Origin of the sequence: Senimuribacter intestinalis (genome assembly GCF_943192965.1) — a bacterium.
In the GTDB taxonomy this organism is placed as follows: domain Bacteria; phylum Bacillota; class Clostridia; order Peptostreptococcales; family Anaerovoracaceae; genus Senimuribacter; species Senimuribacter intestinalis.
Genome location: NZ_CALPCF010000003.1, coordinates 249,242 through 262,497 on the forward strand (window position 1 = coordinate 249,242; position 13,256 = coordinate 262,497).

A 13,256-nucleotide genomic window follows, 5' to 3' on the forward strand; every position below is an offset into this window, starting at 1 on the left:
TAGATAATTTCCAAATAGACTGCAAAGCCCTTGGGCGAATCTCCGTTCACTCCATACAAGTTCACCCTTAAGCCTTGCATGGAGCTGCTGCAATAGCCAGTTTCATCATTTTCACTCCCTTCATGCAAAATTCTAAGTAAAAGTATATCATATAATCTTATCCTTGAAAACTGCACCAAAGAAAATTTTCGTTCCTAACACATGTTTTGAAAAAGGTAAAAAACTCACAGCACAGCCCCTAAATAAACACCCGCCACGCATCCAACGCGTGGTTTTCTTATATATAAAATGACCAGCTCCTATCAGCGTGATAGGAGCTGGTCATCTTTTAAACGATTTTATCGCTGGCATTTTTCTTTCAGTTTTTCCCACTGTTCGTCCACATAATTCTGCGCATCTTCAATCATCCACTCATTGCCCTTTGCAAACATGTGCTTAAATCTGCCCTGCTTTTCGAGGAAACGTTCCACCGGCAGTTTCTTTGCAGGCTCATAAGTCAGCTTCCATACGCCCTGCTCAATCTCATAAAGCGGCCAAACGCAAGTATCCACAGCCAGTTTACAGATTTCCGCAAGATCTTCCATCTCGTATCTCCAGCCTCTGGGACAAGGAGAAAGTATGTTGAGGAAACACGGTCCTTCAGTGTAAATCGCCTTGTGTGCTTTGTTATGCAGGTCTCTGAAATCTCCAAGGAAAGTAGTCTGCGCTGCATAAGGCACGTTGTGCGCAGCGATGATTTCTGTCAAATTCTTCTTGTTCTGTACTTTTCCATAGGACTTGCTTCCTACCGGTGTAGTCGTCGCATCTGCAAAACGAGGTGTTGCAGATGAACGCTGAATCCCCGTATTCATATACGCTTCGTTGTCATAGCATACATAGACCATATCGTGTCCACGTTCCATCGCCCCCGATAGAGACTGAAAACCGATATCATAAGTACCGCCATCTCCGCCAAAGCAGATAAACTTATAGTTGTCCTTAATTTTACCTCTCTTCTTCAGCACATGATAAGCCGTCTCTACGCCGCCGGTCATGGCTGCTGCATTTTCAAAAGCGCTGTGAATATAGCTGTCCTCATAAGCTGTATATGGATACATAAAAGTGGAAACTTCCAAACAGCTTGTCGCATTGGATACTACTGCTTTATCTCCTTCGTCAAGGGCACGAAGCACGCCGTTTACGGCAACGCCCGCACCGCAGCCAGCACAGAGTCTGTGTCCTGGTACAAATCTATTTTTCTTTTCTAATTCTGTCTTTAAACTGTAAGCCATGTCTATCTATCCTCCAAATCTCTAACGCCGATATGCCTGTAAACCTGGCCGACCTGACCTGTTTCTATCATTTTAAAGAGGGCGTCGTAAATTTCTTCGTAAGTGGAAATGGTTACATCTCTGCCACCAAGACCATATACGTAATTGACTGCCATCGGTCTTTTGGCAAGATCGTATAAAGCACTTCGCGTCTCTGCAAAAATAGGACCGCCGCAAGCAGAGAAACCTTCGCTCTTATCCATTACCGCTACAGCTTTTACTTTGGAAAGGGCTGCTGCCAGTTCCTCCATTGGGAATGGTCTGAACACTCTCAGCTTAATGAGACCAACCTTTTTGCCTTCTGCACGAAGCATGTCCACCGCAGCTTTTCCAGTTCCTGCGGAGGAGCCGATTACTACTACCGCCGCTTCTGCGTCATCCATATAGTACTCTTCAAAGAACCCGTATTTTCTGCCGGAAACTTTCTCGTATTCCTTTGCAACTTCCAAGATTCTTGTCTTGGCGTCTTTCATTGCTTCAGCCTGCGCTTTTTTAATTTCCATATAGTATGGAGAAACGCCATAAGGACCTACCGCAAGAGGATTTTCAGCCTTTAAAAGATAGTTTTCCGGTTCGTATTCTCCAACGAAAGCTTTTACATCTGCATCATCGAGAAGCTCGATATTTTCAACAGCATGGCTCGTAATAAAGCCGTCCTGACAGATCATAATCGGCAGGCGGCAGCTTTCTGCAATCGGCATTGCCTGAATATAGTTATCGTAAACTTCCTGATTATTTTCTGCATAAATCTGAATCCAGCCTGCATCTCTGCAGCCCATGGAGTCGGAGTGGTCGTTATTGATATTAATAGGACCGGTCAGCGCACGGTTTACCACTGCCATGGTAATCGGCAGTCTGGAGGAAGACGCTACATAAAGCAGTTCCCACATCAAGGCAAGACCTGCGGAAGAGGTTGCCGTAATTGCTCTTGCACCTGCTGCGGAAGCTCCGATACAGGTGGACATTGCGGAATGTTCAGATTCTACTGCTACAAACTCTGTGTCTACCAGACCGTCAGCGATATACTTGGAAAAATACTGTGGAATTTCTGTAGATGGTGTAATCGGAAACGCCCCCATCACATCGGGGTTAATCTGTCTCATCGCCACTGCAACTGCTTCGTTGCCGCTCATTCTGTCTTTTACTGCCATTTACTTTTCCTCCTTTCCCATAGTGATTGCCCCAAAGGGACATACTTTTGCACAGACGCCGCAGCCTTTGCAGTGATAAAGGTCTGTATCCTCTCTTCTTCCGTCTTTCACCGGTATCGAAACATCTGGACAAAACGGCACGCACAGCATACAGTGCTTACATTTTTCTGCATCGAAGAAAGGGGTTAATACTCTCCATTCTCCGGTATTTACTAATCTGGAAGTGCCCGGTTCATAGATCTCTGCCCCTGTGGTCAGCTCCTGCCACGCACTTTGCTCGTTGATATTCTTTGCTAATTTCATCTCGACTTAACCTACCTTTTAACTTAACCTACTTTTACTTCGTTCATGGACATCTTCAGCGCTTCCATATTGCCTGCAATCACGCCGGGCTTGTTCGCAAATTTATGGCTGAAGGAAGTTTCCATATCCTGCAGAAATTTCTCATTGTCAACGACATTGCTGACCTTTACTACAGCAGCAAGCATCGGTGTATTTGGAAAGTTCTTTCCCAGTGTAGCAACAGAAATTTTCTCTGCATCTACTGTGCACACCTTTCCCCGATAGCCGCGTAGCAGCGGTCTCAGTCCTGAAGGCTCCTTGCTGCTGTTAATGATAATCGCGCCATCTTCAGAAAGTCCCGCTGTCACATCTACAGTATGCAGCAGGGTTTCATCTACCACAACCACATAATTAGGGTTATAAATATTAGAGTGAACTTTATTCTCATGATCAGAAATCCGATTATAAGCCGTAATTGGCGCGCCCATTCTCTCCGGACCGTATTCAGGAAATCCCTGTACTTGTTTTCCGGAGCTAAACGCTACATCGGCTAATAGCAAACATGCTGTTTTGGCGCCCTGACCGCCTCTGCCGTGCCATCTGATCTCTACCGTATCGTTATTCTTTTGCATTCGTTTTCCTCCTATTAATTAAAGATCTGTTCCAGATCACTTGCTTTGCTGCAGCCTGTTGACAAAAATGTCCTATTTCGCGAAATTTGTCAATGTCGCTCGCTATGAGGCGACGCTTCGCAAGGTGCTTTTCTTGAAACATACGGAAATATCGAAGACCCAATATTTCCTATGTTATAAAAAAACTCCGTCCTGTATCAGGACGGAGATATAAAATCTTCGCTTAACCACCTGCTACAACATACCATCATATGTTCTTCCGATTACGGGGAAGGCCCGTCAGCACTTACTCAACCGCCGCATTTATTAACACAGGTTAGTCTTTCAGCCCTGCAACTCAGGAGTGATATTCAATCTATGCCTACATTCAGTACCGGGCTTTCACCATCCCCGGCTCGCTCTTACCTTTTTGGCGTAAATCTACTGTCTCCGTCAAAGTCTTTGGTTCATATGAAATTTAATTCATGACTATTCTACCTTTTGGCCAGCAGAATGTCAACAGTTTTTGTTTATATTCTACAAACATTTTTTCTTTTCTTTGTTTGTATTTCCCAAGCATACCTAGTCTATTTGAATTTGCAGCGAATTTCCTCGACGGCTTTCGCCACAATCTTCTCTGCATCAAATCCTTCGATATCCAGCGCTTCTGCTTTGATGCATTCTGTTTCAGGAATGCCAAGCATATCGGCTGCTCCACACATATAATCGTAACCATAATTTTTTTCTCCAATGAAGCCGCCCGCTGTCGTAATATATGTCAGCTTTTTTCCATTGCACAGTCCGATAAATCCTGTATTAGTAGCTTTAAAGGTCAAGTCTGCTACCATAATATTTTCGATGTAGACTTTAAGAATTGCTGCGAAGGACAAATCCCAATAAGGTGTGCCGATTACGATATAGTCCGCTTCCTTAAACTGTTTCGCCAGGCTGAACATCTGATGCGTGAAGTCTTTTTTGCGAACCAGGTCGTCCCGAATATCCAATTTCTCCATAGTGTGAGGCTGCACGCTGCCGTTTCTGAGGACTACCGTTTCAACCTCAGTCTCCGGATTTTTTTTCAGAAATTCTTCCAGATAAACGTCGCACAAAATCTTAGTTCTGGACCTTTCATCCCTGACACATGCGTCTATGAATAACAGTTTTTCCATTTCTCGCCTCCTACTGTATCTCGCCAAGCAAGGCTGCCAGCGCTTTTGCCTCATCTTTTGTTAAGGTAACGCCTTTTCCCATTTTCTCATGCGCAGGCGCCCAGTCTCGCAGATCATACTTCGGTGCAGCACCGTTCCAGCTGACCAAATTCAGCTCCTTGCGCCAACCTCTTGCACCTTCTGATAACACGCCGATTTCCTCTATGATTTCATATTTAATATCTGCCATAACTCTCTCCTCACTCTTCTTATTTCTTGTAATTGGCAATTTCCTCTGCTAACTCGTTCAGATACGTCCACCGCTCTATCTTTTCAAGCAGCTGTGTTTCAAGTTCTTCCTTCTCCATCTGCAGCTCTGCCAGCTTTGAAAAATCCGTGGCATGTCGGCTCATCTCTGCTTCCGCTTCTGCCAGCCGGCTTTCCAGCGCCTCAATATCCGCATCAATCGTCTCAAACTCTTTCTGTTCATTATATGTGAAACGGGGTTTCTGCGGCTTTGTTTCTCGCCGCTTAGGCTCTGGTGCCTTTTCCTGTTTTGCTATTGTCTGCTGTTCCAAAAGCTCTAAACTGTGCTTTGCCTCATAGTCTGTAAACCCTCCATTGTACTGGCGTATCTCACCACCCGGTAAAAATGCAAAGGTCTTTCGGGTCACTCTATCCAGAAAATATCGGTCATGGGATACGGCGATGACCGCACCATTAAAATCGTCCAAATAGTCCTCCAGCACCGTCAGGGTTTCGATATCCAGGTCATTGGTCGGTTCGTCCAAAATCAGTACATTTGGTGCTGTCATCAAAATACTGAGCAGGTACAGTCTTCGCTTCTCACCACCGGAAAGATGTCCAATTTTGACAGAGTGCATATGGGGCGGAAACAGAAAGCGCTCCAGCATTTGAGAAGCTGAAAAACTACCTTCGCTGGTCTGTACAGTGCCTGCAATATCAGAAATATAACGAATCACTCTCGCCTCCTCATCGAGAGCCTGATTTTCCTGTGAGAAATAGCCGATTTTTACGGTATCGCCCTTCTCAACGGTACCGTCGTCACAAGGAATCCGACCCATAATCATGCCCAAAAGAGTGGATTTTCCACAGCCGTTAGGTCCGATGATACCGACTCTGTCATTTCGCAAAAGGATATAGCTAAAATCATCAATCAGCCGCAGATCGCCGTAGGCTTTGCTGAGATGTTCAATCTCAATAATCTTCTTACCCAGTCTGCTGGATGCGGCAGTCATTTCCAGCGCGGCATCGTCTATTACCAATTTACTTTCTTCCAGCTGATGGAACCTCTCAATTCTGCCCTTTGCCTTTGTAGTACGAGCCTTAGCACCTCTACGAATCCAAGCAAGTTCCTTGCGATAAATGGCCTGCCGCTTTCTCTCCGATGCCAGTTCCATCTCCTTTCTGGCAGCCTTGGTCTCCAAATAGTAATCGTAATTGCCATCATAGCTGTAAAGCTTTCCGCCGTCGATTTCCACAATTCGGTTAGCCACTCGATCTAAAAAATACCTATCATGGGTAATCATGAATATCGCACCTTTGTAGCGAAGCAAATATTCTTCCAGCCAAATAATGACATCGCTGTCCATATGGTTGGTCGGCTCATCCAGGATTAACAAATTGCTGTCCGCTGTCAAAACTGCTGCCATGGCAACCCGTTTCCTCTGTCCGCCGGAAAGCTGCCCCATCTTCTGTTCAAAGTCGGTAATGCCAAGCTTTGTCAGCATGGACTGGTACTGATACTGCTCAACTTGACTGCCAGTTTCCAAAAGATACCGCGATGCCTGTTCCATCACAGACAGCCCTGGGTCGTAGGGCGGATTCTGCGCCAGATATGCGCTGCGAAGCTCTCTGGATTTTGTGATGGTGCCGCCTTCCTCATCGTCTGCACCCGCAAGAATCTTCAGCAAAGTAGATTTTCCGCTTCCGTTGACGCCGATTAGTCCAATTTTATCCTCCTGATCGATGGAAAGGTTCACATCCATCAGCAGCGGCTTTTCTGTATAACTCTTTTTAATATGTTCTGCATTAAGTAAAATCATGGTTCTATTATATACGCTTCCCTATATGAAAATCAACTCTTGTTATCACTTCTTTTCTATCTTTTCCCCTTCTTTGCGGACGCCAATTATGGCGCGCCTTCCGCTACACCCCGTCAGAATTAGTGAAATAAAATACGGATGCCTAATCATGCAGCATCCGCATTTTACGATATAATTTAAGAAAGCTTTATCCAATAAGCATATATAATAAGTGTGCGCTGACACCAGCAATCAGACCGCCGATTGTATGGCAGAGAATTGCCTTTCCTGTCAATTCTCTGAATCTCAAAGAATCCATCATCGCAACGTGCGTACTCAGATAACCACTCCAACACATGCACATCGCTGTAAAAACTGCGATATCATTACCAGAAGCCAGACCATCTGCTACTAAATTCGGCACCAGTCCAATGGCAGCACCCGCAGCGCCCAGCGCCGTAATTGGCACAGAAATCCCTTCTGCCGCAGTAAAGCCAAACAATGGGGTCAGAATAAATTCCACTTTTTCCGCAAGCCACGGCAAAAATCCAACGCCTTCATAAGCTGCACCAGTAAAAGTTCCATCAGCAGAAGGTCCGCCAGTCAGCATCATCACGATAGTACAAATGATAAGCACGCCAGGAATAATGGCAAATCCCATAGATACGCCATTTTTTCCGCCTTCCAGCATAGCACCCATGAAACGTTCACCCAGGCTGCCCTCACGAATCATTCTTTCGTCAAGGGAAATCTGGCTGCAGCCGGATTTCACATCGACTTCCGCTTCTGTTCCGTAAATTTTCTTTGTATGGCGAAGCATTAATCTTGCACTGACAATACTGCCAATGACTGCACCCAGATTACCAATCAGAGCCGCCACCACAAAGCTTTCGCCTGCCGGTGCCTTAATCCCAATCATAAAGGTAGTAATAATCATGCCCATACCAAAGGCCGTCCCAATGTTAGTCAATGCCGGAAGCTGATATTTTTTGAAATATCTTCTGAAATTATCGTCCTCTGCCAGAGATAAAATTGCTGGATTATCGGACAAATAAGTAGTAACTACGCCTACTATGCTTGCTCCTGGAAGCCCGTAAAGAGGCTTCATTAAAGGTGACAAAATTTTATTAATCGCTGCTACAACGCCGAATTCCGTTAATAATCCAGCAGCCGCACCAGCAAGTACGGCGATTGCCATAATATAAAATACCGTGTTCAGTAAGAGGTCATAGGCTGTATTCATCAGCGTATTCATCATATTGACAGTTCCCATGGTAATTCCAAGGTACCCAAATATCACGCCAAAGATTCCTAAAAATACTAATGTTTCCAGACTAAACGCATTTTTCACCCGGGGCTTTCTATTTTCCACAATTTTCATCTGTGGTTTTGTCAGCTGCGGTTCTCTCTGCACAGATAAATTCTCCTGCATTACAAATTCCTTCCTTCTTTTCACTTTCTTTTTTATCTGTCTTGTATTTTTCTCTCTCATACTGTATCATAAAAGTATAAATCACAAAAGCGAATTTTTTTCATGTTTTACATTACAAAATCAGATATATAGGAGTGAAAACGATGGAATCCAATTTACAGAAATACCAAGCCTTTCTCAAGACTGTGGAATATGGCAGCTTTACCAAAGCCGCTGAACTTTTGAACTATTCCCAGTCAGGAATCAGCCGCATGATTTCCGACATAGAAAAAGAATGGAATCTAACGCTTCTAGAGCGCGGTAAAGCTGGCGTCTTCTTGACCTCTCAGGGCGAAAAGCTGCTTCCGTTTATTCAGTCTTTATGCAGAGAATACGATGCCCTTACAGAACAGGTAGACGAGCTTTCCGGTCTTCACACAGGACTAATCCGAATTGCTACCTTCTCCAGTATTGCTACTCACTGGATTCCTAACATCATCAAACATTTTCAAGCGGACTATCCCGGCATTGACTATGAACTGCTCATGGGTGACTACGAAGAAATCGAAGCTTGGGTCGTCAGCGGCAAAGCGGATTGCGGCTTTCTGCCTCTCCCCATCCGATCCCCGCTGGAAACCATTCATCTTGAAATGGACGAACTGCTGGTGGCACTTCCCAAAAGTCACCCCCTTGAACACTGCAAAAAATTTCCTCTAAAGGCGCTGTGCGACGACCCCTTTATTCTCCCGAAAACCGGAAAGCGTGTGGACGCCGAACAGATTTTTCGCTATCATCAGTTAACGCCCAAGATTCGCTGTTCTACTTTCGATGACTACGCTATCATGGCAATGGTTGAAAGTGGGCTGGGAATCAGCATTCTGCCCAGCCTGATTTTAAAGCGTTCCCCCTACAACATCATCACAAAGCCTTTGGAAGAGCCCGCCTACCGTGACCTTGCGCTGATTTTGCGCAGCAAAAAAAACGCTTCCCTTGCGGTAAAGCGTTTTCTGGAATATCTGGATTATCGGAAGTAGCCCGCACAGATGCGCTTACTCCCAGCCACTTTTTTTCACGATTTTTTTCAGCCTGTCACTAAGTATGAGTGCCAACACCAACTTTATGCTATCCGGCAGCAGAAATGGGAATACACACCAGCCCAACACTGCACTGAGACCGATAGCTCCCGTGTTTTGGGTATACACCACCATAAACCAAATAGTCCCAAATACGTAGTAGGTAACCATTCCCAAAACCATGGAGAGAGCATGCACCCAGATTTTCTCACCGAGCAGCCGCTCTAAACTCCAATAGAGAAGTCCGCTGAGCAAAAATCCCAGCACATATCCGCCGGTAGTACCCATCAGCACACCAAGCCCACTGGAAAATCCTGCAAAGACTGGAACACCAACAGCTCCCAGCAGAACATAGATAACAACGACCAGAGTGCCCCTCTTGCCCCCTAACACACCAAAGGCTAAAAACAGCGCAAAGGTCTGCATCGTAAAAGGAACCAAAGTAGGAATTGATATCCAGGAACATACTGCCATAATAACTGCAAACATTGCCACACAAATCATATCATAGGTTTTATTTCTTGTTGTAGTCATAATTAAATACTCCTTCTTTCTTGAACTAAAGAGAGTATAACATCTACGCCTCTTCATGTCAACCTTGTTTTTTAATAAAAGGTGACAATGATGCAGCACATTTCAAACTGCATTTTTGCATAAAATACCTGTATAAAATCCATTTCATATGTAAAGGCTATATCGCGAAAGGAAGTGAATTTGATGATAAAATTCGATATGCACTGTCACACCAAAGCCGGTTCCATCGATGCAAAAATTCCAATCGAACGCTATATTGAACTTTTAATATCTCACGGTTTCTCCGGTATGCTGATAACTGACCACGATACATACAAAGGCTATCGGTATTTTAAAAATTTTTGCCACAGCATAACCAGCGATTTTACAGTACTGGTCGGAGTGGAATACGATACCAGGGACGCCGGTCACATTCTGGTGATTATGCCAGATGGCATTTTTCTGCCTGTGCTAAAAATCCGCGGCATGTCCATTGCGCGACTGATAAAGCTGGTCCATCAGTATGGCGGAATTCTAGGACCTGCTCATCCTTTCGGCACTCGCTACAACAGCGCTCTGCTTCTCCGCAAGCTGCGCAAAAATCCTCAGCTTGTCAACCACTTTGATTTTATTGAAGGCTTTAACACCTGTGAAAGTCCCCTTGCCAACCAGAAAGCGCAGGCCCTTGCAAAAGCATATGGCAAACCCTGTATCGGCGGTTCAGACTCTCACAAAGAAGATTATGTTGGCATGGCATTTACTGCTTTCCATGAGAATATCACCTGCAACAATGATTTAATCTCCGCTATTACCTGCGGTGGAATCATTGCTTTCGGAGGTACAGAACGAATCATGCTCCCGAAGCACAAAAAAAGACATTCTATAGCTGCCTCCCTTGGATTCCGCGCCTACAATCGCAGTCTGGGTCTGCTTTATTCCCCTTACAGACAGCTAAAACTTCGCAAATTACCCTTGCACCGCAAATAATAATTTGATAAAATGTAAATAGCAATTGTCCCTGAGTCGAACCCCACAAAGGTCCGACTTTTTTTCTCAGGATTTTATTATTAATTTACGCAAAAAGGAGACGAAGAAATGAACGAATCAAAACCAAAGGCAAACGGCTGGGCTCTGCTTCCAATTCTGGTATTTCTAATCCTATTTCTAGGAACCGGAATTCTACTCAATGACTTTTATACCATGCCAGCTGTTGTAGGCTTCTTAATCGCGCTTATCGTAGCATTTGTCCAGACAAAGGGCAAAACCTTTACCGAAAAGCTGCACATTGCTGCTATTGGAATCGGGGAAGATAATATCATCACAATGTGCTTGATATATCTTGCCGCAGGCGCTTTTTCAGGAGCAGTATCTGCAGCAGGGGGAGTCGACAGTACCGTCAATCTGGGGCTTTCCCTGATGCCGCCAAGCGTTGCAGTAATCGGTCTGTTTGTCATCGGCTGCTTTATCTCAATTTCCATGGGTACTTCCATGGGTACCATCGCAGCCCTTGCACCAATCGCTGTAGGCATTGCGGACAAGACCGGCTTTGCGCTGCCAATCTGTATCGGTGCAGTTGTGTCCGGTGCTATGTTCGGCGACAATCTGTCCATGATTTCAGATACCACCATCGCAGCGGTAAGAACCCAGGGCTGTGAGATGAAAGATAAATTCAGAAAGAACTTTCTGATTGTACTTCCAGCAGCAATTATCACCGTTGTCATACTGTTCTGCCTGACTCGCGGCGCTTCTTTTACATTAGAGGCAGAGCTCAATTATAATATCTGGCAGGTTATGCCGTATATCTTTGTATTAGTGACTGCCGTAATCGGAATCAACGTGTTTGTTGTTTTAATCAGCGGCACCGTACTTTCCATTCTCGTTGGTCTTTTCACCGGCTCCCTTGTCGTATCTGAAGTATTCACTTCTATCGGCAGCGGCGTCACCGGTATGTATGATATCACTGTAATTTCCATGCTGGTTGCTGCCATCAGCGCACTGGTCAAAGAAAACGGAGGATTCGCTTTTATTCTCGAAAAAATCCATAGCCGTATTCATACATATAAAGGCGCGGAAGTTGGTATTGCTGCTCTGATTTCTGTTGTTGACGCAGCGACCGCCAACAACACCGTGGCTATCGTAATTGCGGGCCCAATCGCAAAAGAAATCAGCGACGACTACGGCATTTCACCGGAACGAAGCGCTTCCCTTCTGGATATGTTTGCCTCCGTATTTCAGGGGATTATTCCTTACGGCGCCCAGCTGCTGTCTGCTGCAACACTGACAGGACTAACCTCCTTTGATATTATTCCGTATCTGTTCTATCCTTACCTGATGGCAATATGCGGTCTGATCAGCATCGCTGTCTCGAAGAAAAAATAACAACCCCTTCTTGCATAAGGTTGAAAGAAGCTGTCTCAAAATAAAATGAGACAGCTTCTTTTCGGCTTTAGGCCAGCGCCCGCTACAAGCAGCTAGTCCGGCAAGTTCATGTACGGGAGCAAACCTGGCAGAAAGAGAATCAAGATATGCCGATGATTTACCCCGCGCCATATTTTAGCTTGATTTCTGTATACATGGCGCGGACCTTTGAGAAAGTGCCAGATACAAAAGCTTTTTAAGAAAAAATGGCGGCTGCAGAAAGAAATGCAGACAGATAGTCGGAAAAACTTTGGTATCCTACAGTAAAATATCAAAAAAGCAAGTATCGGGCGGCAGGCTCGTGCCAGTATTTGAGAAAATCAAGCTAAAATATGGCGGTTGGCGGATGGCTGGCGCCATGTATACAAAAAAACGCTTAAAATATGGCGTTTTCCAGGAGATGAACGCCATATATACAAAAAAATCCTGAGATTATGGCGCACCGGTTTCTCAACAGCATGAAATACTGCATACCAATCATTAAATCAGATTAAACTTCATCCTGGCATTTGTCTTGGATTCTTTTTCGCTCCAATATCACTTTTACTTCAAAAGAACTGTCTCATTTCCTTACTTTTTAGATAGTTTTTTACATATTGTCAATCATCAGCTTCTCTACCTATTTTTCCTACTTAATAAAAAAATCCGTAGTACCAAAAACAGAAAAACAGGAATCCCTTTCATGCAAGAGATTCCTGTCTTTTAAATTTTATAGTTATTTTACAGCGTCTGCGCCTACTTTGAATGCTTTCAGGTTCAGATCGATGAACTTTTCTTTTACATTCTTTCTGATGATATCTTCCCAGTCGATATCGTCAAGCCCCATCAATTTTACAAGGGCGCCTAGAAGAATGACGTTAGCCGCTTTTACGTTGCCCAGGTCCGCAGCCATTTTGGATGCGTCCATGGTATGTACGCGGTCTGCTGCCTTTTCAATTTCTTCAATGACATCGTTTGCATATTCTTCTACGCCGGTCAGTACGGTCATGGAAGGAATTCTCTCTGTATTGACAACCACTGCGCCATCTGGTTTCAGATAATCCAGAGTTCTCAGCGCTTCCATTTCTTCAAAGGAAACGATGATATCTGCAGTACCCTTTTCGATGACAGGAGAGAATACTTTCTCTTTGCTGTATCTAACCTGAGAAACCACGTCGCCACCTCTCTGGCTCATGCCGTGAATTTCACTCATCTTTACGTCGTAGCCTGCTTCCATCAGACCGAAGGTCAGCATCTTTGCAGCAGTGATGGTGCCCTGTCCGCCGACACCTGATAATAAAATATTCTTTGTCAT

At 44.7% G+C, this 13,256-nt stretch carries 13 protein-coding genes; 3 read left to right on the forward strand and 10 right to left on the reverse strand.

The annotated features are described in order from the left end of the window. Positions 1–338 precede the first annotated feature (338 nt). The 8 genes from NFR88_RS04585 to NFR88_RS04620 form a co-directional block, all read right to left on the reverse strand. Positions 339–1,271: a thiamine pyrophosphate-dependent enzyme gene (locus NFR88_RS04585; protein ID WP_160202809.1), complete on the reverse strand. Its 933-nt coding sequence runs from the start codon at positions 1,269–1,271 to the stop codon at positions 339–341. Positions 1,272–1,273: 2 nt separating this feature from the next. Continuing rightward, positions 1,274–2,461 (reverse strand): pyruvate ferredoxin oxidoreductase, encoded by a 1,188-nt coding sequence (locus tag NFR88_RS04590; protein WP_160202810.1) that lies wholly within the window; start codon positions 2,459–2,461, stop codon positions 1,274–1,276. After that, on the reverse strand, positions 2,462–2,764 hold the full coding sequence (locus tag NFR88_RS04595; RefSeq protein ID WP_160202811.1) for a 4Fe-4S binding protein: 303 nt from the start codon (positions 2,762–2,764) through the stop codon (positions 2,462–2,464). Positions 2,765–2,787: 23 nt separating this feature from the next. Next, positions 2,788–3,375, reverse strand: a complete 588-nt coding sequence (locus tag NFR88_RS04600; RefSeq protein ID WP_160202812.1) for a 2-oxoacid:acceptor oxidoreductase family protein — start codon at positions 3,373–3,375, stop codon at positions 2,788–2,790. A gap of 566 nt (positions 3,376–3,941) precedes the next feature. Continuing rightward, on the reverse strand, positions 3,942–4,523 hold the full coding sequence (locus NFR88_RS04605) for an NAD(P)H-dependent oxidoreductase (protein ID WP_160202813.1): 582 nt from the start codon (positions 4,521–4,523) through the stop codon (positions 3,942–3,944). A 10-nt stretch (positions 4,524–4,533) separates the two neighbouring features. Beyond that, positions 4,534–4,752 carry a YdbC family protein gene (locus NFR88_RS04610; RefSeq protein ID WP_160202814.1) on the reverse strand — a complete coding sequence of 73 codons (219 nt, stop codon included), beginning with the start codon at positions 4,750–4,752 and terminating at the stop codon, positions 4,534–4,536. A 19-nt stretch (positions 4,753–4,771) separates the two neighbouring features. Then, positions 4,772–6,568, reverse strand: coding sequence for an ABC-F family ATP-binding cassette domain-containing protein (locus NFR88_RS04615; RefSeq protein ID WP_251613830.1), 1,797 nt, complete (start codon positions 6,566–6,568; stop codon positions 4,772–4,774). Positions 6,569–6,755: 187 nt separating this feature from the next. After that, positions 6,756–7,928 (reverse strand): CD0519/CD1768 family membrane protein, encoded by a 1,173-nt coding sequence (locus NFR88_RS04620; protein ID WP_251613907.1) that lies wholly within the window; start codon positions 7,926–7,928, stop codon positions 6,756–6,758. Positions 7,929–8,122: 194 nt separating this feature from the next. On the opposite strand from NFR88_RS04620, the gene NFR88_RS04625 reads away from it, so the two are divergent. After that, positions 8,123–8,992, forward strand: a complete 870-nt coding sequence (locus tag NFR88_RS04625; RefSeq protein WP_160202816.1) for a LysR family transcriptional regulator — start codon at positions 8,123–8,125, stop codon at positions 8,990–8,992. A 15-nt stretch (positions 8,993–9,007) separates the two neighbouring features. Here the strand turns inward: NFR88_RS04625 and NFR88_RS04630 are convergent, their stop codons facing one another. Further along, complete coding sequence (locus tag NFR88_RS04630; RefSeq protein ID WP_251613833.1) at positions 9,008–9,565, reverse strand: biotin transporter BioY; 558 nt, start codon at positions 9,563–9,565, stop codon at positions 9,008–9,010. 183 nt (positions 9,566–9,748) lie between these two features. On the opposite strand from NFR88_RS04630, the gene NFR88_RS04635 reads away from it, so the two are divergent. Both NFR88_RS04635 and NFR88_RS04640 read left to right on the forward strand, forming a co-directional pair. Continuing rightward, positions 9,749–10,531, forward strand: coding sequence for a PHP-associated domain-containing protein (locus NFR88_RS04635; RefSeq protein ID WP_160202818.1), 783 nt, complete (start codon positions 9,749–9,751; stop codon positions 10,529–10,531). 108 nt (positions 10,532–10,639) lie between these two features. After that, positions 10,640–11,923, forward strand: coding sequence for a Na+/H+ antiporter NhaC family protein (locus tag NFR88_RS04640; RefSeq protein WP_251613836.1), 1,284 nt, complete (start codon positions 10,640–10,642; stop codon positions 11,921–11,923). Positions 11,924–12,677: 754 nt separating this feature from the next. On the opposite strand, the gene NFR88_RS04645 is transcribed toward NFR88_RS04640, so the two are convergent. Then, positions 12,678–13,256: an indolepyruvate oxidoreductase subunit beta gene (locus NFR88_RS04645; RefSeq protein WP_160202820.1), complete on the reverse strand. Its 579-nt coding sequence runs from the start codon at positions 13,254–13,256 to the stop codon at positions 12,678–12,680.

Bases quoted from the DNA above. Each gene is read 5' to 3' on its own strand.
- NFR88_RS04585 (WP_160202809.1), bottom strand. From the start codon at position 1,271: ATGGCTTACAGTTTAAAGACAGAATTAGAAAAGAAAAATAGATTTGTA.
- NFR88_RS04590 (WP_160202810.1), bottom strand. From the start codon at position 2,461: ATGGCAGTAAAAGACAGAATGAGCGGCAACGAAGCAGTTGCAGTGGCG.
- NFR88_RS04595 (WP_160202811.1), bottom strand. From the start codon at position 2,764: ATGAAATTAGCAAAGAATATCAACGAGCAAAGTGCGTGGCAGGAGCTG.
- NFR88_RS04600 (WP_160202812.1), bottom strand. From the start codon at position 3,375: ATGCAAAAGAATAACGATACGGTAGAGATCAGATGGCACGGCAGAGGC.
- NFR88_RS04605 (WP_160202813.1), bottom strand. From the start codon at position 4,523: ATGGAAAAACTGTTATTCATAGACGCATGTGTCAGGGATGAAAGGTCC.
- NFR88_RS04610 (WP_160202814.1), bottom strand. From the start codon at position 4,752: ATGGCAGATATTAAATATGAAATCATAGAGGAAATCGGCGTGTTATCA.
- NFR88_RS04615 (WP_251613830.1), bottom strand. From the start codon at position 6,568: ATGATTTTACTTAATGCAGAACATATTAAAAAGAGTTATACAGAAAAG.
- NFR88_RS04620 (WP_251613907.1), bottom strand. From the start codon at position 7,928: ATGAAAATTGTGGAAAATAGAAAGCCCCGGGTGAAAAATGCGTTTAGT.
- NFR88_RS04625 (WP_160202816.1), top strand. From the start codon at position 8,123: ATGGAATCCAATTTACAGAAATACCAAGCCTTTCTCAAGACTGTGGAA.
- NFR88_RS04630 (WP_251613833.1), bottom strand. From the start codon at position 9,565: ATGACTACAACAAGAAATAAAACCTATGATATGATTTGTGTGGCAATG.
- NFR88_RS04635 (WP_160202818.1), top strand. From the start codon at position 9,749: ATGATAAAATTCGATATGCACTGTCACACCAAAGCCGGTTCCATCGAT.
- NFR88_RS04640 (WP_251613836.1), top strand. From the start codon at position 10,640: ATGAACGAATCAAAACCAAAGGCAAACGGCTGGGCTCTGCTTCCAATT.
- NFR88_RS04645 (WP_160202820.1), bottom strand. From the start codon at position 13,256: ATGACAAAGAATATTTTATTATCAGGTGTCGGCGGACAGGGCACCATC.